A 19,982-nucleotide genomic window follows, 5' to 3' on the forward strand; every position below is an offset into this window, starting at 1 on the left:
AGCCCTACACTGGCACTCGGGCAGGGCGATAGCGTCAGCGTCGCCATATGCCGTGTCAGGGCGGTTCTACGTGGATCTAGAGCACGGTATTTTTTATCGGAAGGCCATTGGCAAGCGCGCAACTAAGAAGCGTCAGACGCCGGCACCGATCCCGCCTCGGCCTCTTGCCGATCTTCGGCGCTGGTGAACCGTAAGCTGATCGCGGAGTGCTTCGTGAATTTAACAGCAAGCCGGTCGCCTCGGTGAGGAAGAGTTTTAAGACCGCAGTAGGGCTCGCCAGCCTACCCGGGAAGGTGACACCCCACACCCTGCGCCATTCCGCTGCGACATGGCTCATGCAGCGTGGCGTGCCAACCTGGGAGGCAGCGGGGTTCCTGGGTATGTCTCCCGAGGTCCTGCAGGACACCTACGGCCACCACCACCCGGACTTTCTGCAGGGGCTGCAACGGCCATCGGTCAAAAGGGCCGGTATGTTTCGGTGGTTGACTCGGGAAGGACCAACGATCAGAAGGAAAAACCTAATGATTTCTGGTCGGTGTGGCAGGATTCGAACCTGCGACCCCTGCGTCCCGAACGTAAATAGCGGCCGAAAAGATCAACAAAAACAATGAAACTCGCTCGTGATTGACCAGCTTTATCGCCGTTCGTTCACGGGGTTTCGGTGGTCAATCGGTGGTCAGCTCCTGATCTCCTCTCACTGCAACCTCTCGTCTCCTTTCCAACGGGTCGTGGGTTCGAGTCACGGGAGCGCTACCTTCTTAACCCCCGACCGGACGACAGCGTAATTCCCATCCATTGCATCGACGAGAATGGCCCTTAAACGCAGCAAGCTCATTCAGACTTTGCCGGGTTCGGACGCGGTCGAGCGATACGGTGGCGTCCAGCACGTCGGCGTCGCTCCTGCTTGCGCATCTCGTCGGCCGCATTGTTGGCCAGGTTCGAGAGGACCGGCACGTGCTGGTAGGCCGAGTTGCCGATGACGAGCGCTACCCGCGTCCCGCCAAGTGCCGGTCCGCAGCACAGCCAGCCAAGTGCAAACGCCACGAGCATTAAACGAGTTCTGCCGACGCGCTGATACGCAGTGTGCATGAGCTTCGCGTCGGCGGCGCACCAAACCGTTTGCAGGTTCCGACTGCGGAAGGTGCGATGTCGACCGTTGCCAATCTGCTTGCGCGCAAGCAGGCTCTCCTTGAGCGGCTGGAGAGCGCCCCCTGGACTGAACGTTTCCTATCTCTGACTGCATGGCGCTGCACTTCGTCAACAGCACGACCGCCAAGCTCCTCGGAGACCGCAGCAACGGCGAGCCAGGTCGACTTCAGCGCTCTGTCTGACTGGGCCAGGGACCGGCAGGCTGGGTAGTGCACAAACACCCGCGCAACCGACGCATAAATTCAAAATTAACGCCTTTAGAGTGCAATTGACCCTGTCCGATATTTTAGGTTTTTTTTAATTCAGGCTCCTGCCATAATGGCAAATTCGCCTGCCGATATTCTTGTCGAACTGGAACAAGCGGTCGCAGCCTGCCCGCTGGAGCGCTGCGCCCGTATTCTTACAGGGATCGTAGGCCTGCTTGCATCCAGTCGCGACAGGCCTCAGGAGTTACTGGTCAACGTGGTCGACGGCGTCCTGCTCCGGCTGATTGGACGCGTCGCGCCTGCCGCCCTGACGGAGCTGAGTGAGGCACTTGCCGCTCTGGACGTTGCTCCGCAAGACACGTTGCGACATCTGGCATCCCATGATGATCCGGCCATCGCATGCCCTCTGCTGCAAAAATCGCAGGCCCTCTCGACCGCGGACCTCGCGGCGATCGCGAAATCGTGCAGTGAAGCCCACCAGCTTGCGATCTCGGCCCGTGACGGGATCGAAACGGCCGTAACCGAAGCGCTCGTCGCGCGCGCGGTCCGCCTCGCCCTGATCAAGAACCCGGCAGCCACATTTTCCGAAGCGGCCTACGCTCTGCTCATCGAGACCGATGCGGCTGACGACGAGATCACGAAGACGCTGGCGCTCCGACCGGACACGCCCGACTTGGTCTTGCGCAAGCTGCTCTCGGCCTCGCCCGCACCAAAAGCCGCGGCCAAGCCCAATGCCTCCGCCCGATCACCGGCACAGAACCCGGCGCCGGTCGCGCTGAAGCTGCCCTCCTCGACCGACTATGCGATGGCTAGGCCCGAGATCGTTGCCCTGAATCGCGTTGGGAAGCTCAACGATTCAACGGTGAACCGTTTTGTGATGCGCGGCGAGACCGCCAATCTGTTCACTGCCTTGTCGGTGCTATCAGGCGCTCCGATCGAGATCGTCGAGCATGTCATGACCCACGAGGATTGCGAGGGGTTGGTGATGGCCTGTCGGGCCTCGCGCCTGAACTGGACGACCACGCTCGCAATCCTGAACAACCGCAGCGGCCTGCGGCTCTCATCCGCTCAGCGTGAGCGCGCGCAATACCTATTCGAGACGCTTCTTCTTTCGACCAGCCAATGGACGGTGCGCTGGGGGGAAATCGCAGCAGGCGCAAACACACGCGATCCGGGACATCGCGGCGCGAAAATGGGGAATAGCCGATCAGATTCGATGGCCGCAAGGACACTCGTGTGAAAATGGAGCACCTGCAGCCCGTCAACTTGATGGGTTCGGACGGCACCTGGCGACGCAGCGGCGTGCTGCTCGACGTATCACAGACAGGTGCGAAGCTCGAGGTCGAGGGCACGCTCGACGTGCTGCAGGCCAAGGAATTCTTCCTGGTGTTGTCGTCGACGGGGCTCGCCTATCGGCGCTGCGAGCTGGTCTGGATCGACGGCACAATGGCAGGCGTGCACTTCATCAACGGGAACAGCAAGAAGAAGTCCGCGAGCGCGATGGCCGCCGCCGCGCAAAGCAGGTAGGCAGCAAAGGCTCAAAACACATCAGGCTCGTTCAACTCTAGTAGAGTCCAGGTCTTCCGTGCAGAACGCGCGAACCAATCTCACCGTCAACGCGCTGCCGATAGCTTATTCGAAAAACACGCTGAGCGTCACGGAGGCGTGCTTGGCTGTCTCTTACGGCGTGATGGATATGGCGCCGGCTGATCCCGTCGAGGGCATGGCGATATTGACGCGCGCGATGCTGACATGAGAACGGGCTGCGGTGAGGCAGCCCGTCGTGAGTCTCGCCGTCGGCCTATTTCAGCTTGATCGTCACGCCGCCGACTGCGGCCGACACTTCGGCTCCAACCTTGTCCGCTGAGATTGATCGCGCAATTGACGGTGGCGAACGAGGCCGCGCTGGCGATGTATCAGAAGGGATGGTCGCAGCCGCCGGAGTTTTTCGAGGCGCGAACGAAATATCTGCAACTCGCTGACAAAGCGGCGCGGACGGTGGTGCTGTTGACTGAAAGGCTCGACCACCACCAGTGGCCGCGGGCAGCAACAGATCACCGTGAAGCACGTCACCACCAACAACGTCACGGCGGATCAGGCGGTCATTGCCGGACACGTCACCACCGGGAGCGGCCGCGCCGTGTCGCCTGCTCTCCTGGCTGCCAGCGCTGAGGCGCCCATCCTCAACGAGACAAGACGACCCGATCCGGTTGGGGGTGGTGGGGAGATACAAAAACGAAATGAGCATCAACCCCATGCAAAGCGCCCACGACGCTCCTCGGTGCAAAGCCAAATCGAAACGAACAGGATAATCCTGCCGCGCGCCTGCGGTGCGCGGCTGTCGTGTCTGTCGGATGCATGGAGCGGGTGGTGGTGCGCCGAGCAGTAAGCAGAACGGCAATTATCGACACGGCACGCGCACAATAGAGGCGATCCAGGCAGTGAGGGTCGTTAACTTGCTGTCGCGCTTAGCGCGCAAATCCTGAAACGGCGCGCGTCAGTCGATGTCCGCTTTTTGTCCGCATAACGGACTCAAGTCAGGCATCACGCCATGTCCGCTTTGGGCCGATTCTGTTGCAAAAGTCGGCTGTAAGTGGTCGGCCGGGATGTGCCTTTCCAGCGAGAACTCATAGAACAACGCAGCCTGTTCGACTTGCCGATGCCCCATCATGACCTTCAGTCCTGCCACTTAGACTTACTGAATCACTGATCCCTCTGCGTCGCAACAGCCGCCTTTTTCAACGGAATCGGCAGAAGCAGACATCCCGACCTTCCTGGCCCCACGTCCGCTCCACCCCCCAAAGCAGACGTGAGCGACGCCGCGGCGAACGTCCGAGACCAACACCCATTGTGCATCGACAGAGTACCATCCGTGCTTAACAGCGTTCTTATCACCCTTCGGGGGCTAGCGACGGGCCGCCGTGCACCCGGCAATGACCGTTCAGCATCGCCGGTGACTGGCAGGACGTACCTTTTCTGGTTTCGCTCCACAGCGTGGGCTGGATTGCATATCAAGAGAATGAGGTTGTCCCCTCAATTTCGGCTGGCGGCCCTCCCCGGCGCCTGGTTGACGTCGCCAACGATGGAGCACGGCGCCCCCCAACCGGTCATTCTCCTAGACAGGCCGTCTCGTCTGAAGGATCATGTAGCGTTGCGCGAACCAGGGCAGCACCATGGATGTCGGAGGTTGGCTGCGGAGCCTCGGCCTCGAACAGTATGAGGCTACATTCCGCGGAAATGCGATCAGCGACAAGGTCCTGCCCAACCTGACGGCGGAGGACTTGAAGGACTTGGGCGTCGGTATGGTCGGGCACCGCCGCATTCTTCTCGACGCTATTGCGGCTCTGCGTGCTCCAGCGAGCGCACCAACGGCGTTATCTGACGCTCCTTTCGCAATCGACAATGCCGCCAAGGACGGCGCGGAGCGCCGCCAGGTCACCGTGATGTTCTCAGACCTTGTCGGTTCAACGGCGCTCTCCGCCCGTCTGGATCCAGAGGACCTCCGCGACGTCATTTCCGCCTATCAGGCATGCGTCAACGATATTGTGGTTCGCTACGGCGGCTTCGTCGCCAGATATCTGGGCGACGGGGCGTTGATTTACTTCGGCTATCCGGTGGCGCATGAAGATGATGCTGAGCGTGCAGTTCGGGCCGGCCTTGCACTAATCGATGCGGTCGCCGCGCTTTCCGCGAAAGAACCCCTACAGGTGCGGATTGGAGCGGCCACAGGGATGGTCGTAGTCGGAGACCTTCTCAGGTCTGGCGAAACGCAAGAGCGCGGTATTGTCGGTGAGACGCCAAACCTCGCGTCACGCCTTCAGGGCATCGCCGAGCCGAACACGGTCGTTATTGCCGAGGCCACGCGCAAGCTGCTGGGCAATCTCTTCGAGCTGCGTGACCTCGGGCTAAGGGAGCTTAAGGGGATCATAGCTCCAGTGCGAGCTTTCGCAGCGCTGCGGGCAAGTTCTGTCGCGAGCCGTTTCGAGGCGATGCACCCCGGAGGTCTGACAGCGATCGTCGGACGAGAAGAGGAGCTTGACCTGCTGTTGCGGCGCTGGGTGAAAGCCAAGACCGGCGCAGGCCAAGTGGTGCTGCTATCCGGTGAAGCCGGGATCGGCAAATCCAGGCTCCACGCCGCTTTCATGGAAGGACTTGCGGCCGAACCACACAGCCGCATGAGCTATTTCTGCTCGCCCCAACACACGGACAGCGCTTTTTATCCGATTATCGGGCAGGTGGAACGTGCCGCCGGATTTGCGCTCGGCGACACCCCGCAAACAAAGCTCGATAAACTCGACGCGCTATTGGCGCAGACTTCGACGTCCAGGCATGACGCGGCATTGTTGGCCGAATTGTTGGTACTTCCTAACGACGGACGCTATCCGGTTGTGGAGCTCGCTCCCGAACATCGCCGGCAGAAAACGCTGGAGGCGCTCGGCCTGCAGGTCGAAGCCCTGGCGCGCTCCAACGTTGTCCTGATCATCTCGGAGGATGTGCACTGGAGCGACCCCACGAGCCTGGAATCGCTCGGTCGCACGGTGGACCTGATCGCGAGCCTTCGCGTGCTCTTGATCATAACGTTTCGGCCGGAATTCGAGGCGCCCTGGGTTGGGCAACCGCACGTCACAGCTCTTACCCTCAATCGGCTGGGACATCGTGACGTCGGTACCATGATCGACCGCGTCGTCGGCAATAAACTGCTGCCGGCGAATGTCAGAAAGGACATCATCGAGCGTACCGACGGCATCCCACTGTTCGTCGAAGAGATGACAAAGGCAGTGTTGGAGGCCGGAAGCGAGCTGGAAGCGACGCGGACCGCGGCCGCGATTCCCTCTCCGGCGCTGGCGGTCCCCGCGAGCTTGCATGCTTCCCTGATGGCGAGACTCGACCGGCTCGGCTCGGCCAAAGAAGTGGCACAGATCGGGGCGGCGATAGGTCGTGAGTTTTCTCATGCGCTGCTGGCTGCGGTAGTACGCAAGCCAGAGGCTGAACTTGAATTGTCACTCGGCCGTCTTTTGCAAGCGGGTTTGCTTTTCCGCAAAGGCGAGCCGCCGCACGCGACCTATTTATTCAAGCACGCCCTCGTGCAAGAAGCAGCCTATGGCACCTTGTTGCGTCAGCCGAGACGCGCGCTCCACGCGAATGTCGCAGACACTCTCGAAAGGCAGTTTACCGAGATTGCCGATGGTCAGCCTGACCAGCTGGCACGGCATTACACCGAGGCTGGGTTGATCGACAAGGCCGCGAGCCTGTGGGGCAAAGCAGGATTGCGGTCAATTGAGCGGTCGGCGCTGGTTGAAGCCTTCGAGCAGCTCACACGTGCGCTCGGACAGATTGCAACTTTGCCTCGCACGCCGGCGCTCCGTCGTGAAGAAATCAAGCTTCAAGTTGCACTGATATACCCACTCCAGAATGTCAAAGGGCAAGCCGCCCCAGAAACCAGGGCCGCCGCGGAGCGGGCGCTTCTGCTGATAGAACAAGCTGAAGCACTTGGTGAGCCTCTCGAGGATCCGTTGCTGCTGTTTTCGGCTCTCTACAGTTTGTGGCAGACTTACATTACAGGGTTTAGCGGCGATCTGGCGCGCCAACATGCCGCGCGTGTTCTAACGCTTGCCGAGAAACACGGAGCCAAGGTCCCGCTCATGCGCGGGCATGCTGCGATGGGCACTTCATTGCTGCTCGCGGGAAACATAGTGCAATCCCTTCTACACTACGATCAGGTGATTGCGATTTACGATCCTGTGGAACATCGTCTCTTGAAGACTCAGTTCTCCACAGATCCTCAGGTGGCGGCATTGATCTTTCGGTCGCTGGGACGATGGGTGCTTGGCTATCCCGAGGCTGCGCTCGCAAGTGCAGAGCAAGGGCTCAGTAGGGCGCGTGAGACCGGCAACCCCGGCTCATTGATGCATGCGATTGCCATTACGTGCCTCACCCAACTCATCAGCGGTAATTATACGATAGCGAAGGCGCAATCTGATGAGCTCATCGGACTGGCCGAAGAAAAAGGCTCCGTTTACTGGAAGGTCAGCGGAACGCTGAGGCGAGCCGGTCTTTTGGCTCTAACCGAAAAAAGCTTAGAGGCGGTCAGCATACTGGCCTCAGCGATCGACGCAGCGCGCGCAAGCGGAACAACACTTTTTTTGCCGGTATGGCTATCCCGCTTGGCAAGGGCCTGTGGCGAGCTTGGCCAATTCGATGACGCTTGGAGCTACATTGGCGAAGCAATCACGGCGGTCGAGGCAACAAAGGAAAAATGGTACGAGGCCGAGGTCCATCGTATCGCCGGTGAAATCGCGCTGATGTCGCCAGAACGGGATGCAGCAAAAGCCGAAGCCTATTTCAAGCGCGCGCTGGCGGCCGCCCGTTCGCAGCAGGCGAAATCCTGGGATCTGCGCGCGGTTATGAGCATGGCGCGGCTGTGGCACGAGCAAGGGAAGCGCGATGAGGCCAGAGAACTTCTCGCCCCGGTCTACGCCTGGTTTGTCGAGGGCTTTGACACCTTGGACTTGAAGCAGGCCAAGGTGCTACTTGACGAGCTGACGCAATGAAGGCGCTTGTGGTTGCGAGGGTCCGCACGTCCGCTTTTGCAAGTCGCGCCTTTTGGTTGAGCAGTGGAATTTGGTCGCTATCCGGGCATCGCGGACGTCGAGCAAGCCTTACCATCAATCTCGATTTATGAGACGGTCCCTAGCTGTTACGCAAGGCCCCTCTTGATAGCAATCTGAAAAGGTTCGGAGGTAAACCTTGCAAGTCTGGGCTGCGGATTTGGATTGCGGCGGTGGCGACATAGGTGTTCTTTCGGCACATGAGCGCGCCTGCGCCAGTCGTTTCAAACTGCCAGATGAGCGCAGACGCTTACTGGAAGCACATTGCGCCGTCCGGCGTATCCTTGCTCTCCAACTGTGTGTCGATCCGGGGCACCTCGAATTCGACGCAACCGACGCAGGGAAGCCCTTTCTTACCAAACCCGCGCAAGCTCTTCAGTTCAATCTCTCCCATTCCGGCCGCCACAGTCTCATCGCGGTGGGGAAAATCGCTCCGTCGGTGTCGATATCGAGATGAGTCGGCCGATGAGCGACATCTTGGGAGTGGCTATGAGTATTGCAACGGCTCAAGAGATCGACCTGCTGAGACAACTACCGGCAGGCGAAATGCATTCGAGCTTCTTCGACCTGTGGACCCGCAAGGAAGCGCTGCTCAAGGCGATCGGCCGAGGGTTTCTTGTTGATCCCCGACAGGCGGAGGTCGGAATTGGACAGGGGCGCAGTTATGTCACCTTCGACGCAGGGGTTTGGACGGTCGAAACTCTTGCGGTCAGCGCGAGCGTGAGGGCAGCGGTGGCGATCGAGGGCGAACTTGCGACGGAGCTCGTGGTGAGGCCTTTCCTGTGAGCACGATTGGATATAAGCGATCGCAAGCGGTACAAGCGGCCAGGATCGGTCGCGGCCGGGATCGGTCGCAATGGCCATGACTAGACTTCGGGTGTTCCCTGCCATCCCACGCAATCCGAATGCCGCCGAACACATCGACGAATTGATGCGCGTCGCGCGTTTCGGCGAAAGCATCGGATTGGAAGGTCCGTTGCTGTTTGCCGGCAACGACACACTAGTCGAGCCATGGGCCATGGCTCAGCACATTCTCGCCCACACGAGGAAGATCTCGCCACTGATTGCCGTCAACCCGCTTTATATGCATCCGTTCACAGTCGCCAAGTTCGTCTCGTCATTTGCGCTGCTCTACCGCCGGAAGATCTATCTCAATATGATCACCGGGACGGCGACGAGCGATCTAGCGGGGCTGGGCGAACGGCGCACTCATGAACAGCGGTATTCAAGGCTCGGCGAGTTTATCGTCATCGTCCGTCAACTGTTAGCCAGCCCTAGACCGATCACTTTTCAAGGAGAATTTTACGCGACGCAAAATCTGCAGCTACGTGCGGGCTTGCCACACGCGCTCATGCCGGAATTTCTGATCGCAGGTCAGTCCGATGATGCCCGCCGTGTCGCGGCGCAGACGGGCTGTCTAAGGATGCAGATGCTTCCGCCGGATCTTGAGCATGGAATATCTGCTTTCGGTCGGAATTTCGGGATTTTCGCAAGAGAGAGAGAGACGTGATCAAGCAAGACGACGCCAAAAGGCTGTTTCTGGACAGCGCTGAGCAGCGTGAGCTGTTAAGATATACGATGGAGAACACCGACTCCGTCTGGAAGCGCCAGCTGCACGAGGCCGATCAAGACGGCGAACTCCGTGAAAACGGCTATTGGCTGTTGCCCTTCCTAACGTGCCAGGCGGATTGTCCGTACCTCGTTGGAAGTTATGCCGAGATTGGGGCGACACTGCGCCGCTTCGCAGACATGAAGATCAGCACGATCATTCTTGACGTTGTCGCAGACGAGTGAGAACTTGATCACGTTTGCAGAGCTCTTGCATCCAGCGGCGTGTTCTGATGCACATCAAGATTTGTACGAGCAAACCATCGAAATTCATCGGCGTCGGTGATCGGCGTACCAACGCTTGATGTAGTTTGGAACGCTTTTGACGACCACTAATACTGCAGAGTCGGCCGTCCCGTATGGCCCAGTGGCGAGGCATTTATAATGGGCGCTACACTGCTCTCGAAACGGGTGCGGCGCCAACTGACTTATTTGGGCTATCCTCCACGCGCCTGGACGGTGCCGCGCTCTCGCGCCTTCTGGAGGAGCCGGTGACTCCGACCCAGGACACCGTCTGGCGCCGGCGCACCAAATACGGGCCGAACGAGTGAGCAAGGGGACGAGCTTGTCAAATATCGCCGCAACACGGCCGCTACAGGATGCCGTCGAGTCCGAGCACCCGGTTTTTGCCTGCATCGGAGACCTTCTCGCTCACTATGGGCGCCATTCGCCGGACTCGGTCGCCATTCTTGCGCCCGGCGGTGCCGCGTTGACCTATGGCGCGTTTTGGACGCGCATGAATGAGATCGTCGGCCAGTTACGCAGCTTCGGTATCGGCCGAGGTGATCGTGTGGCGGTTGTGTTGCCGAACGGCGCAGACGCCGCGGTGGCGACCATCGCCGTCGCCGCCGGCGCGGTCTGCGTGCCGCTTCACCCTGGCTTTGCCGCGGACGAATGGCGACGCTATTTCGCGGATCTGCGGGTAGCGGGGCTGCTGACCCGCTCCGATGCGGGTTCGGCGAGCCGAAGCGTCGCTTACAGCCTCGGCATCCCCGTGATCGATCTCGCGCCGCTCCCAAACCAGGGGCCGGGCGCATTCAGGCTGGTTTGCCCGACACCGCGCCCCGCCGTCATCGCCGATTTGGCGACCGGCGCCGACGACGCGTTCATGCTACTGACCTCAGGAACGACGTCACGGCCGAAGCTTGTTCCTCTGACTCACGTCAGCGTCTGCCTGTCAGCCCACAATGTCAGCGCGGCCCTAGCGCTACAGGCTCAGGACCGGCTGCTGAGTGTGCTCCCCCTGTTTCACGGGCACGGCCTGATCGCGGGACTGGTGGCCGCATTGGCAGCCGGATCAAGCGTGGTTTGCCCGCCAAAGTTCGATGCAGCGGCCTTCTTCGGCTGGCTGAAACAGTGGCAGCCAACCTGGTACACCGCCGTCCCGCCGATCCATCGCGCGTTGATCTCGGCGGCGCGCCGACGCAAGCGGAGCTTCCACCAGTCATCTTTGCGGCTGATCCGATCCGCCTCGTCGTCGCTGCCAATCGACGTGCTCGATGAGCTCGAAGCCCTGTTTGGCGTCCCCGTGATAGAGGCCTACAGCATGACGGAAGCGTCCACACAAATTGCAGCAAACCCGGTCGAGCGACGGAAGCCGGGATCCGTAGGCATCCCCACGGGGCCCGAGATCGCCATCATGGACAGCGAGGGGCGGCAACTGCCCGCTGGCGAACGTGGAGAGGTGGCGCTCAGAGGAGCGACCATCACCAGGGGCTACGACAATAACGAGGTCGCTACGAAAGCAGCGTTTCGCGACGGCTGGTTTCGAACCGGCGATCTCGGCTACATCGACGCCGACGGATATCTGTTCCTGGTCGGCCGCATAAAGAAAGCGGATGTGATCAACTGCGGTGGACAGAAGGTCTCGCCGGCCGAGGTCGAACAGGTTCTGCTGAACCATCCCGACGTGGCCGCGGCGGCCGCCTTCCCGATCCCTCACACGACGCTTGGGGAAGACGTTGCGGCCGCCGTGGTCCTGCGGACCCAAGCCAAGATCAACCCGCAGAAGCTCCGCCAGTTCGCAAGCGAATACCTGGCACGCTTCAAGACCCCTGGCCTGATCCGAATTGTGCCCGAGATTCCAACCGGCCCCGACGGAAAGCTCGTTCGCGGCGAGCTGGCACGCATGCTGTCGATCACAGCGCCAAGATCGCGCATCGAACGCAACGAGCGCGGCGCGCCCCGCTCGGAGACCGAATGGCAACTGGCCAGATTCTGGGCGGACCTGCTGGATATCAATGAGGTCGGGGTCGAGGAGGACGTCTTCGCACTCGGAGCGAATTCCCTGACGGTGGCGCAACTGATGTCGCGACTGCGGGCACGCTTCGGGGTCGAATTTTCCTTCAAGGACATTTTCGATGCGCCGACGGTTGCGGCTCTCGCGGCCCGTATCGAATCGACCAAGTCGGGCATTTCTATCTCCTCCCCAAGCCTGGGCGATATTCCCGAGAGTACCAAAAGCCTGCTGTCGCAGCAGCAGCAGCGAATCCACGTCCTGAGCATGATCGACCGGATCGGACACAAGTATCACGTGGTGGATGCCGTTCGCCTGTCCGGACCGCTCGATCTCGACATCCTGGAGGCGAGCATCGCCGCGATCGGCGAACGCCATGAGATGTTGAGATCGGTTTTCATCGACCGTCGGGGCGAGCCCATCCAAAGAGTCACGTCGGTTCGGCCGCATCTCAAACGTCTCGACTTGCGGCCATTGCCTGAGGCCGACCGGACAGAGGCGATTCGATCACAGACGATGGAATTGCTGGGACAGGCCTTCGAGATCGAAAAAGAGCCGCCGATCCGGCTATGGCTTCTGCGACTTGGCGAACAGGATCATGCGCTACTGATCAAGCTTCACCATCTGATAACGGACGGCTGGTCTCAGCGGCTGTTCTGGAACGAACTCGAAGCGCTCTATAATGCGCGAACAAAGGATCAGCCCGCTGCGCTGCCCGAGCTTCCGGTCCAGTACGGCCATTTCGTCGCGTGGCAGCGAGCATGGCTGCAAACGCCCGCCGCTGCGGAACAACTCAACTATTGGCGTGAGCGACTGAAGGGATTGGCTGAGCTCCCGCTGCGAACGGACCGGCCTCGTCCCGAGACGCGGACCGGGCTTGGCGCCAGGCTTCCGTTGAGCCTGTCGCGGGCGTTGTCCGGCCGCCTCAAATCACTGAGCCGGACCCATAACGCCACCCTGTTCATGACGCTTCTCGCGGCGTTTCAGTGCCTTCTGCACCGGTTTACGCAGCACGAGGATGTCGCGGTCGGATCGTTGACTGCGAACCGCAACCAAATCCAGATCGAGCGGCTGATCGGAATGTTCGCAAATGCGATCGTATTGAGGACCGACCTGTCCGGGGATCCCACCTTCAGCGACCTTCTGCACCGTGTCCGGCAAACCACGCTGGATGCCTATCGAAACCAGGATCTGCCAATCGAGGAGATATTGCGGGCACTTCAAGTGCCTCGCAATTCGGACGGCAATCCCCTGTTTCAGGTCATGTTCCTTCTGCAAAAGGCACCGTCCAAGCCTGCCTTGTCAGGGCTTTCCGCGAACTTTGTGGAGGTCGATCCCGGTACAGCGAGGTGCGACCTGTTGCTCGAACTGATCGACGAGGACGGGCGTCTGAGCGGCTGGCTCGAATACAGCACCGAACTGTTCGAGGATCGTACCATCGCGCGAATGGCAGCGCATTTCCGGACGCTCCTGGAGTCGATCGTCGCCGACCCCGAGCAAACCGTCGCGCGTCTGCCCCTGCTGCCGATCTCGGAATGGAAGCAACTTGCGGCCGGGAATGACAGCAAGATCAGACCGCCTCGCATGGACATGTTCCCTGAACGATTCAAGAGGCAGGTCGCGCGTACCCCCGATGCGATCGCGGTGTCGGCCGGGCTCGTTCGGCTGAGTTATCGCGGACTCGCAAGCCGGGCGGACGCTATTGCTGGCCGGCTCATGCGCGCGGATGTCCGCCGCGATGACGTCGTTGCCCTGCTTGCCGAACGCGGCATCGACTTGCTCGCTGCCATAATCGCGGTCCAGCAGGCCGGGGCTGCTTTCCTTCCCCTGGACCCCACGCTGCCGGATACCAGACTGGCACAGATGATCCGTCACAGCGGCGCACGGGTCATCCTGACCGCACAGGCGAATTCGACGACGTTGCAAGCGGCCCTCGACGGCTTACCGCGAAGAAGACGCCCCCCCATTCTGGTGCTGGAGAAGCTGAATTCGTCAGTCTCGAAAGGCCCTATTCCGTCATCCCGCCCCTCCCCCTCGCGCCTGGCCTGCGTGATCTACACCTCCGGCTCTACGGGCGTTCCGAAGGGCGCCATGATCGAGCAGCGGGGCATGTGCAACCACCTCCTTTCCAAGATCGCGGACCTTGAATTGTCAGCCACGGACGTGGTTGCTCAGACAGCGCCGCAGAGCTTTGTCATCTCGGTTTGGCAGTTTCTCGCAGCTCCGATCGTGGGCGCGCGCATCCACGTCTGCGCCGACGCGATAGTGCGGGATCCGGCTTTGCTAGCGCAGGAAATATCGCGCGAGGGGATCACGATTCTGCAGATCGTGCCGCCGCTATTGCGCGAAATCCTTCAGCGTGTCCCTGACGAACCCTCCTTTCATGCACTGGGCCGACTTCGTGTGCTGATTTCCACAGGCGAAAGCCTCGCGCCCGATCTCTGTCGTGATTGGTTCCGGCACTTTCCGGCCGTGCCAATCATCAACGCCTATGGGGCGACCGAGACGTCCGACGACGTCGCGACGCATCGCCTCACCGCACCGCCGGTCTCGACCGCAACGGTGCCGATCGGCCGGGCCATAGCCAACATTCGTCTCTATGTGCTCGATTCCAATCTGCAGCCGGTGCCGATAGGCGTAACCGGTGAGCTGTATGTTGGCGGCATCGGCGTCGGTCGCGGTTACCTCAACGACCCGGAACAGACCCGCCACAGATTCCTGCGCGATCCATTTTCGAAACGGCCGGGCGCACGCCTGTACCGGACCGGAGATCTGGCACGCTGGCGAAGCGACCTTACTTTGGAATGCCTCGGGCGTGTCGACCATCAGCTCAAGATTCGCGGCTGCCGAGTCGAGCCCGAAGAGATCGAGCATGTTCTGGTCGAACACGCAAAGGTGCAGTCCGCCGCCGTGGTGGCGAGGGATGTCAATGGCGAGGTTGAACTGGTTGCCTTTATTGTCCCTGTAGCCGAAGAGGAACCGGAGGCCACCGAACTCAACGATTTTCTTCGGACCCGATTTCCGGTGCACATGATCCCTGCGGGCTATGTCATGCTAGATCGCTTGCCGTCGACGCCTCACGGCAAGCTCGATCGTCCCGCGTTGGCGGCAATCCCCGCGAGCATCGTGCGGGCAGTCGGCGAATTGATTTCGCCACGCAGTTCCACCGAACAGAAGCTGGCCGGCATCTGGGCGGAGATCCTCGATATCGAGCAGGTTGGGGTCTACAGCAACTTCTTTGACGTGGGCGGTCATTCGCTGCTGGCGGGACGCGTTCTGGCCCGGGTCGCCAATGTCTTTGGTGTTTCATTGCCTATCCGAACGATCTTCGAGGCTAGCACGATTGAAGCGCTGGCCCGGTTGATCGACGAGGCGCGCAAGACGCACTCAAAGGCGCCGGTGCTCCAGGCTGTGCGCGTGGAAGGAGACGGCTCGCGCGTGGTCTCCATCGCCCAGGAACGCGTGCTCGGCATCGAACGGGATTTGCCGGGACTGCCCCTATTCAACGTCCCACATGCCTATCGTTTGCGGGGACTGCTCGACATTCCGGCGCTCAAGCAAAGTCTGGCAGAGGTCGTGCGCCGGCACGATGCCCTGCGCACGGGGTTTGCCTGGGTGAAGGGAAAGCCAGTCGCCGTCGTGGCTCCGGCCGCCGACATCAATCAGCAGCTTGTCGTCAAAGACCTCGCAGCGGGGATTGCGTCCGGAAACAAACGCGCCAAGGAACTCCTCCTCAAGAAAGCAGAATTGCTGGCACAAGAAGACGCCTGGCAACCCTTCGACGTGAGCCAGGCCCCGCTGTTTCGTGCGGGCTTGCTCCGGCTCGGTCAGGACGATCATGTTTTCCTTTTGATCCTGCACCACGTCATCATCGATGGCTGGTCCATCGGGATCGTGTTTGAGGAGATCTCCGCGATCTATTCCGCCCTCACGAGCGGCCGTCAGGCGGGGCTTCCGGAGCAAACGTCCCAGTTCTCCGACTTCGGGAATTGGCAGCGCCGGTGGTGCACGAGTGACCTAGCGAGCCGGCAGATCGCCTACTGGCGAGATCACCTCCGCGGCGCGACACCGGTTTTCTCCCGAAACGGCAGCGCCGCCGGCGCGCGGCCCAGCTCCGTTAAGGCCCGCGAACCGGTTCACCTCCCGACAGATCTGGTTGCCCGCCTCAGCGCCTTGAGCCGAACCCAGGACGCCACGCTTTTCATGACGTTGCTGACGGGTTTCAAGGCGATGCTGTTGGCTCGGAACGGACGCTGCGATATGTGCATCGCCACCATCATGGCCAACCGCGCCGAGTTGTGGACCGAACGCGTGGTCGGGCTGTTCGAAAACACGACGCTGATCCGAACCCGCCTGGATCCGGATCTTACATTTCGAGAAGCGCTTGCGCGGGTGCGCGAAGCGGTTCTGGAGGCTCACGAACGGCAAGATCTGCCCTTCGAGATCCTTGCATCCCGGCTGGCGCAAGACGGCGGGGTTCATCCCGCATCGCTCGCGCAAGCGTTTTTCGTCCTGCAAAACGCCGTTGGTCGGCCCCTCGCGCTGCGCGATCTGGACGTTCGACCGTTCGGAAACGATTTTAACGGTCGGCCGGTCTTCACCATCGATCAAACCTGGCTGACGCTGATGCTGCAGCAGGGGCCCTCGGGCATCGCGGGGTCATGCGCCTACAAGGATGATCTGTTCGACACCGACACGCCTCGCCAGTGGATGGCGGATTACAGGGCAATCCTCGCCAGGGTGGCCGCCGATCCGGAATGGCGGATCGGACAGTTGGTCTTTGGCTGACAAACGCAATGTTCTCCAAGTCCTCGCCGAGGAGACGGGATACCAACTTTCCTCTCTACAATTGACAGTAGCTCATCAATGGCTACCAATGCGGTATTGGGTAGTGAGTAAGGATGGAGACGAGACATGGCTCTTTTAAGTGGCTTGAATTTCGCTAATTTGAGTCCTGCGGACAAGGCCAAACTGAAGAAGCGCCTTTTGGCGCAGAAGGAAGGGCACAAGAAATCATTGAAGAACATCGATGCACACCTCAAAAAATTGGCGGCCAAGAAGAAAAAAACGTGAAGCCAAGAGGTAAGACCTCGCATAACCGGTGGGCTGTCTTTGCATCGCTCGCGCCGAGGTTTCGGACTTTGCGCAAACTCTCTTTTGTGCAGCGTCCGAGTTTTGAGCAGCGTCCGAGGCTGATCGATGAATGAGGATTGGTGTTTCTGGACCGCTTGATCTTCGGCGGATACCGGTCACCGAACGGGATCGACGGCAATTCGGCGAACCCGTTCGCTCTGTGGACGGCATCGCGACGCGAGCGATTGGCCGACCGTCGTTGCTATTTGATTCCGGCAGCCTTAAACGCCGTTTCGACCGCCTTAACGCGGACATCGACCTGTTTCTGCGGCAGCTTGCGGAATAGTGATCGCGTTGCGAGCACGACACCCCGCCTGCTGTCGGCGAATGTCGATTGGCGTGAAAGCTGCTGCGTCAGCGCGACGTAGAATATCGCAGCGAGTTCGGCTGGCTTGAACACGAAAGTGCCCCTGCGGGTCGCAGACATTACCCTGAAGGCGGCGAAGTTGTGGATACCGCTGTTGAAGTGCACGCCGCCCTCATCGGACTTTCGCTTGAGCGGAAGCGTCTTGAAATCCTTCATGTACTTGGGCTGGTTAAACCGCGGCGGATTCCGCATGTCACGAAACGCCGCAACGCCGCTGGAAATACCGTCGCCGATCAACCAGTTCCACTTCGCGATATCTGGCTTGGCCCGATTTGAGATGATTGTGCCAAAAATATCCGAATAGGATTCGTTGAGCGCGCCGGTCTCGCCTTGATAGATAAGACGCGCCGTGTGGCCGGTCACGCCGTGAAACAGCTCGTGAGCCACAACGTCCAGTGATGACGCTATCGACCTCAGTCTGCCGTCAAACGGCGCTTGACCATACAACATCTGAGTGCCGTTCCAGAACGCGTTTAACCAGATCCTGCTGCCGCGCGGCGGGTGCTCGAACTGTCTGACAACGCAATTGACGGTCGAAATGATCGGGCCACCCATGTCGTCGACATTGTTGCGCTTTAGCACATCGCGCAGAAAGTTCACGACAGCAGCGGCGTTAGTGTGTGCGCTGACCGCCGCGGCCGACCAAGGAGGCCCGACTAGTTCGCCTGGCAACTTCCCATCGACCGGATCGTGAAAAGCGAAATCGTGAGTCTCTATATTTAGCCGGACGTCGCGCATCGTCCTCTTGCCGCCCTTGATTTCGATCCCGAAAGTCTTCGGCTTGCCTAGCTCATCGACTCCTTTGCCGAGGCGAATAGTCGGGGTGCGCGGCAGTTCCGCAACCAGAGCGCCGGTAACCGCATCAACGACGTAGTCATGAACCAGGGGGAAGTCCTTGAGCGTCGTCCTGCCCTTCTTCCTGCTGCGCACGTCCTCAACAATATAAGCGAGGTGCCATTTACCCTTGCTGTCGCGATAGAGATTCAGCTTCGGTATCCCGTAAGGAAGCTTGCGACCGTATCCTGCTATCGCCGCTATCTTTTTTAGCACCCGGTAAGGCGAAATCCGCGCGACGTAGGATCGCAGGTTCGGCTCCGCCATGCTGGAATTGAGCGAGACCAGCTCGTTGTGCTTGTCGAGTTCGACGCTGACAAGAGAACCGAAAACCGGAATGCCATCGACCTGCTGTCGAAACTTGACGACTTTGGTTTTGGTCAGGGACACGGTCTCGACACCAAGGCTCCTGAAATCGCTCTCACACCCCCGGATTTTTGGAACGTTCAGCGTTGGCATCGTTTTGCTCGCAAAGGCGTGCTCCAGAATGCGCTTGGCGGCGCTTTCCGGATCGAGATTACCGGGCTGGCGTGCCGGGTCCGAAAACACCGGATGCGCTGACCGATCAGCCTTAAGGGCCGCGAATAAGCGTCGGCCGCTCGCCTCAGTGACGTGCACCGCCAAGACCTTAAAGCCATTTCTCGCTGATGACGACGCGGGAGGGGCACGGGTCGAAGCCTTCCTTGCAATATCCCTCTTCGCCATGATCGCTTTTCCCTGGCCTAAACTAAATGTCCGTCAGCTTTCGCGAGTGGTCTGTGGAAACATCTCACCGACGGGACCATACCAAAGGGGACGAAATTACGAACCTGTATCGTCGCTCCCTGCCATCTCACAACGTTCAATAGCAGGAAAATAACCTCCTTGACCTAGATCAAAGCTGCGCGCGCCTGGATGACCCGGATCGTCCAGACGAGACTTTTGATATGGCTTGTCCCCGGTACACTATGGGTACGCTCCCCTACCTCGCGTCCGCTGTACTGCTGAGTTAAGGTCACCTCGGTATGTCGCTGCTTCACAAGCCGTCCCGCGTGCTTTGCCACGAGTGCATCGGTGCAGAAATGCTGGCGCGAGAGCGAGCGCGGTTGTATCGTGATCGGTCTCGTACCGGCTCGACCTGATACGGCGTGGTGGCACGACTATGTCGCGAACAAAGCGGACATCTTTCATGCTGAGAGGGCGTTTGAAGTTTGGCGCAAGCCACACAAATGCACCATTTCCATCCAGCGTCGAATGCTGGAATGGATCACCAGAACTGGTTCACGACCTGACGATAGCCTTGGCAGATTCTTGGCATATTCCAAAAATCGCTCGAAGCACGCGCCAAGCAATCGAAATGACGTATTTCCAAGCGATCCGGTACCGTCAGAGCAAAAAGGCTGCAGGTCTATCCAACTAATGAAGGTAGGGATGGAAGTCTTATGAACAGCCGCAATAACTCTGGTTACGGTGACGGAACTCGGCGCGAGCAAACCTGGTTGGCTACGCCACTAAACTGCCTTTCGCCTCATGAACGAAAAGTCCCTGTTAGCTGGATAAGGTAAGGAGGCCATCCTCTTCGTCCATCATGCGCCGACCATTTGAGTTTCGATTAGAAATCAGCTGTGAGCAAGTTCACACTTGAGCTCACAAAGAGACGTTATGTTGGCTCTGAAATTTGGTGGTGAAAGACTCTCTTCTCAAACGGAGGACGACCATCATGAAATACATAGTTTGACGTGCAGCTACTGCAAGCCATGGCCATTGCGCCTCGCTGCGATTGCGCCGGATGAGCTTCCGAACTAGCTCGCTCCTTACGGGTGATGGCTCGCGCAGTCGGTCGATTGTGCTCGAGCCGACGC

The 19,982-nt window shown here is 59.9% G+C and carries 12 protein-coding genes and 2 pseudogenes; 11 read left to right on the forward strand and 3 right to left on the reverse strand.

Features of this window, described 5'->3' with window-relative positions; genetic code table 11:
* Window positions 1–293 precede the first annotated feature (293 nt).
* From V1280_RS23100 to V1280_RS23120, 5 genes are all read left to right on the forward strand, one after another.
* Window positions 294–611: a hypothetical protein gene (locus V1280_RS23100; protein ID WP_334538387.1), complete on the forward strand. Its 318-nt coding sequence runs from the start codon at window positions 294–296 to the stop codon at window positions 609–611.
* Window positions 612–1,464: 853 nt separating this feature from the next.
* Window positions 1,465–2,595, forward strand: a complete 1,131-nt coding sequence (locus tag V1280_RS23105; protein WP_334538388.1) for a DUF2336 domain-containing protein — start codon at window positions 1,465–1,467, stop codon at window positions 2,593–2,595.
* Window positions 2,562–2,882 (forward strand): PilZ domain-containing protein, encoded by a 321-nt coding sequence (locus tag V1280_RS23110; protein WP_334538389.1) that lies wholly within the window; start codon window positions 2,562–2,564, stop codon window positions 2,880–2,882. The genes V1280_RS23105 and V1280_RS23110 overlap by 34 nt, the downstream gene beginning before the upstream one ends.
* A 58-nt stretch (window positions 2,883–2,940) precedes the next feature.
* Window positions 2,941–3,111, forward strand: coding sequence for a hypothetical protein (locus V1280_RS23115; RefSeq protein ID WP_334529293.1), 171 nt, complete (start codon window positions 2,941–2,943; stop codon window positions 3,109–3,111).
* Window positions 3,112–3,414: 303 nt separating this feature from the next.
* Window positions 3,415–3,744, forward strand: a complete 330-nt coding sequence (locus V1280_RS23120) for a hypothetical protein (RefSeq protein WP_334529296.1) — start codon at window positions 3,415–3,417, stop codon at window positions 3,742–3,744.
* 108 nt (window positions 3,745–3,852) lie between these two features.
* Here the strand turns inward: V1280_RS23120 and V1280_RS23125 are convergent, their stop codons facing one another.
* Together V1280_RS23125 and V1280_RS46835 are read right to left on the reverse strand one after the other, a co-directional pair.
* The gene (locus V1280_RS23125) at window positions 3,853–4,026 is read right to left on the reverse strand and encodes a hypothetical protein (RefSeq protein ID WP_334538651.1); all 174 of its coding nucleotides are present in this window, start codon (window positions 4,024–4,026) and stop codon (window positions 3,853–3,855) included.
* Between the two features lie 220 nt (window positions 4,027–4,246).
* The gene (locus tag V1280_RS46835) at window positions 4,247–4,360 is read right to left on the reverse strand and encodes an HGGxSTG domain-containing protein (protein ID WP_442895247.1); all 114 of its coding nucleotides are present in this window, start codon (window positions 4,358–4,360) and stop codon (window positions 4,247–4,249) included.
* Between the two features lie 168 nt (window positions 4,361–4,528).
* Here V1280_RS46835 and V1280_RS23130 point away from each other — a divergent pair, with 168 nt between their 5' ends.
* From V1280_RS23130 to V1280_RS23150, 6 genes and pseudogenes are all read left to right on the forward strand, one after another.
* Window positions 4,529–7,906: an adenylate/guanylate cyclase domain-containing protein gene (locus V1280_RS23130; RefSeq protein ID WP_334529299.1), complete on the forward strand. Its 3,378-nt coding sequence runs from the start codon at window positions 4,529–4,531 to the stop codon at window positions 7,904–7,906.
* A gap of 217 nt (window positions 7,907–8,123) precedes the next feature.
* Window positions 8,124–8,369: pseudogene (locus V1280_RS46840) on the forward strand (4'-phosphopantetheinyl transferase family protein); the annotation flags it as partial.
* Window positions 8,261–8,749 carry a 4'-phosphopantetheinyl transferase family protein gene (locus V1280_RS23135; RefSeq protein WP_334538390.1) on the forward strand — a complete coding sequence of 163 codons (489 nt, stop codon included), beginning with the start codon at window positions 8,261–8,263 and terminating at the stop codon, window positions 8,747–8,749. The pseudogene V1280_RS46840 and the gene V1280_RS23135, both read left to right, overlap by 109 nt.
* Before the next feature lie 70 nt (window positions 8,750–8,819).
* Window positions 8,820–9,757, forward strand: a pseudogene (locus V1280_RS23140) (LLM class flavin-dependent oxidoreductase).
* Window positions 9,758–10,136: 379 nt separating this feature from the next.
* Entirely contained in the window at window positions 10,137–16,595 is a 6,459-nt protein-coding gene (locus V1280_RS23145) for an amino acid adenylation domain-containing protein (protein ID WP_334529302.1), read from the forward strand.
* Between the two features lie 126 nt (window positions 16,596–16,721).
* On the forward strand, window positions 16,722–16,880 hold the full coding sequence (locus V1280_RS23150; protein ID WP_334529305.1) for a hypothetical protein: 159 nt from the start codon (window positions 16,722–16,724) through the stop codon (window positions 16,878–16,880).
* A gap of 262 nt (window positions 16,881–17,142) precedes the next feature.
* On the opposite strand, the gene V1280_RS23155 is transcribed toward V1280_RS23150, so the two are convergent.
* Window positions 17,143–18,846 (reverse strand): M4 family metallopeptidase, encoded by a 1,704-nt coding sequence (locus V1280_RS23155; RefSeq protein WP_334529308.1) that lies wholly within the window; start codon window positions 18,844–18,846, stop codon window positions 17,143–17,145.
* Between the last annotated feature and the right edge of the window lie 1,136 nt (window positions 18,847–19,982).

The sequence above is a fragment of the Bradyrhizobium sp. AZCC 2230 genome (assembly GCF_036924495.1).
GTDB classification, from domain to species: domain Bacteria; phylum Pseudomonadota; class Alphaproteobacteria; order Rhizobiales; family Xanthobacteraceae; genus Bradyrhizobium; species Bradyrhizobium rifense.

Excerpts from the sequence above, each read along its gene's own strand:
- V1280_RS23130 (WP_334529299.1), top strand. The coding sequence starts at position 4,529 with ATGGATGTCGGAGGTTGGCTGCGGAGCCTCGGCCTCGAACAGTATGAG.
- V1280_RS23155 (WP_334529308.1), bottom strand. The coding sequence starts at position 18,846 with ATGGCGAAGAGGGATATTGCAAGGAAGGCTTCGACCCGTGCCCCTCCC.
- V1280_RS23125 (WP_334538651.1), bottom strand. The coding sequence starts at position 4,026 with ATGATGGGGCATCGGCAAGTCGAACAGGCTGCGTTGTTCTATGAGTTC.
- V1280_RS23150 (WP_334529305.1), top strand. The coding sequence starts at position 16,722 with ATGGCTCTTTTAAGTGGCTTGAATTTCGCTAATTTGAGTCCTGCGGAC.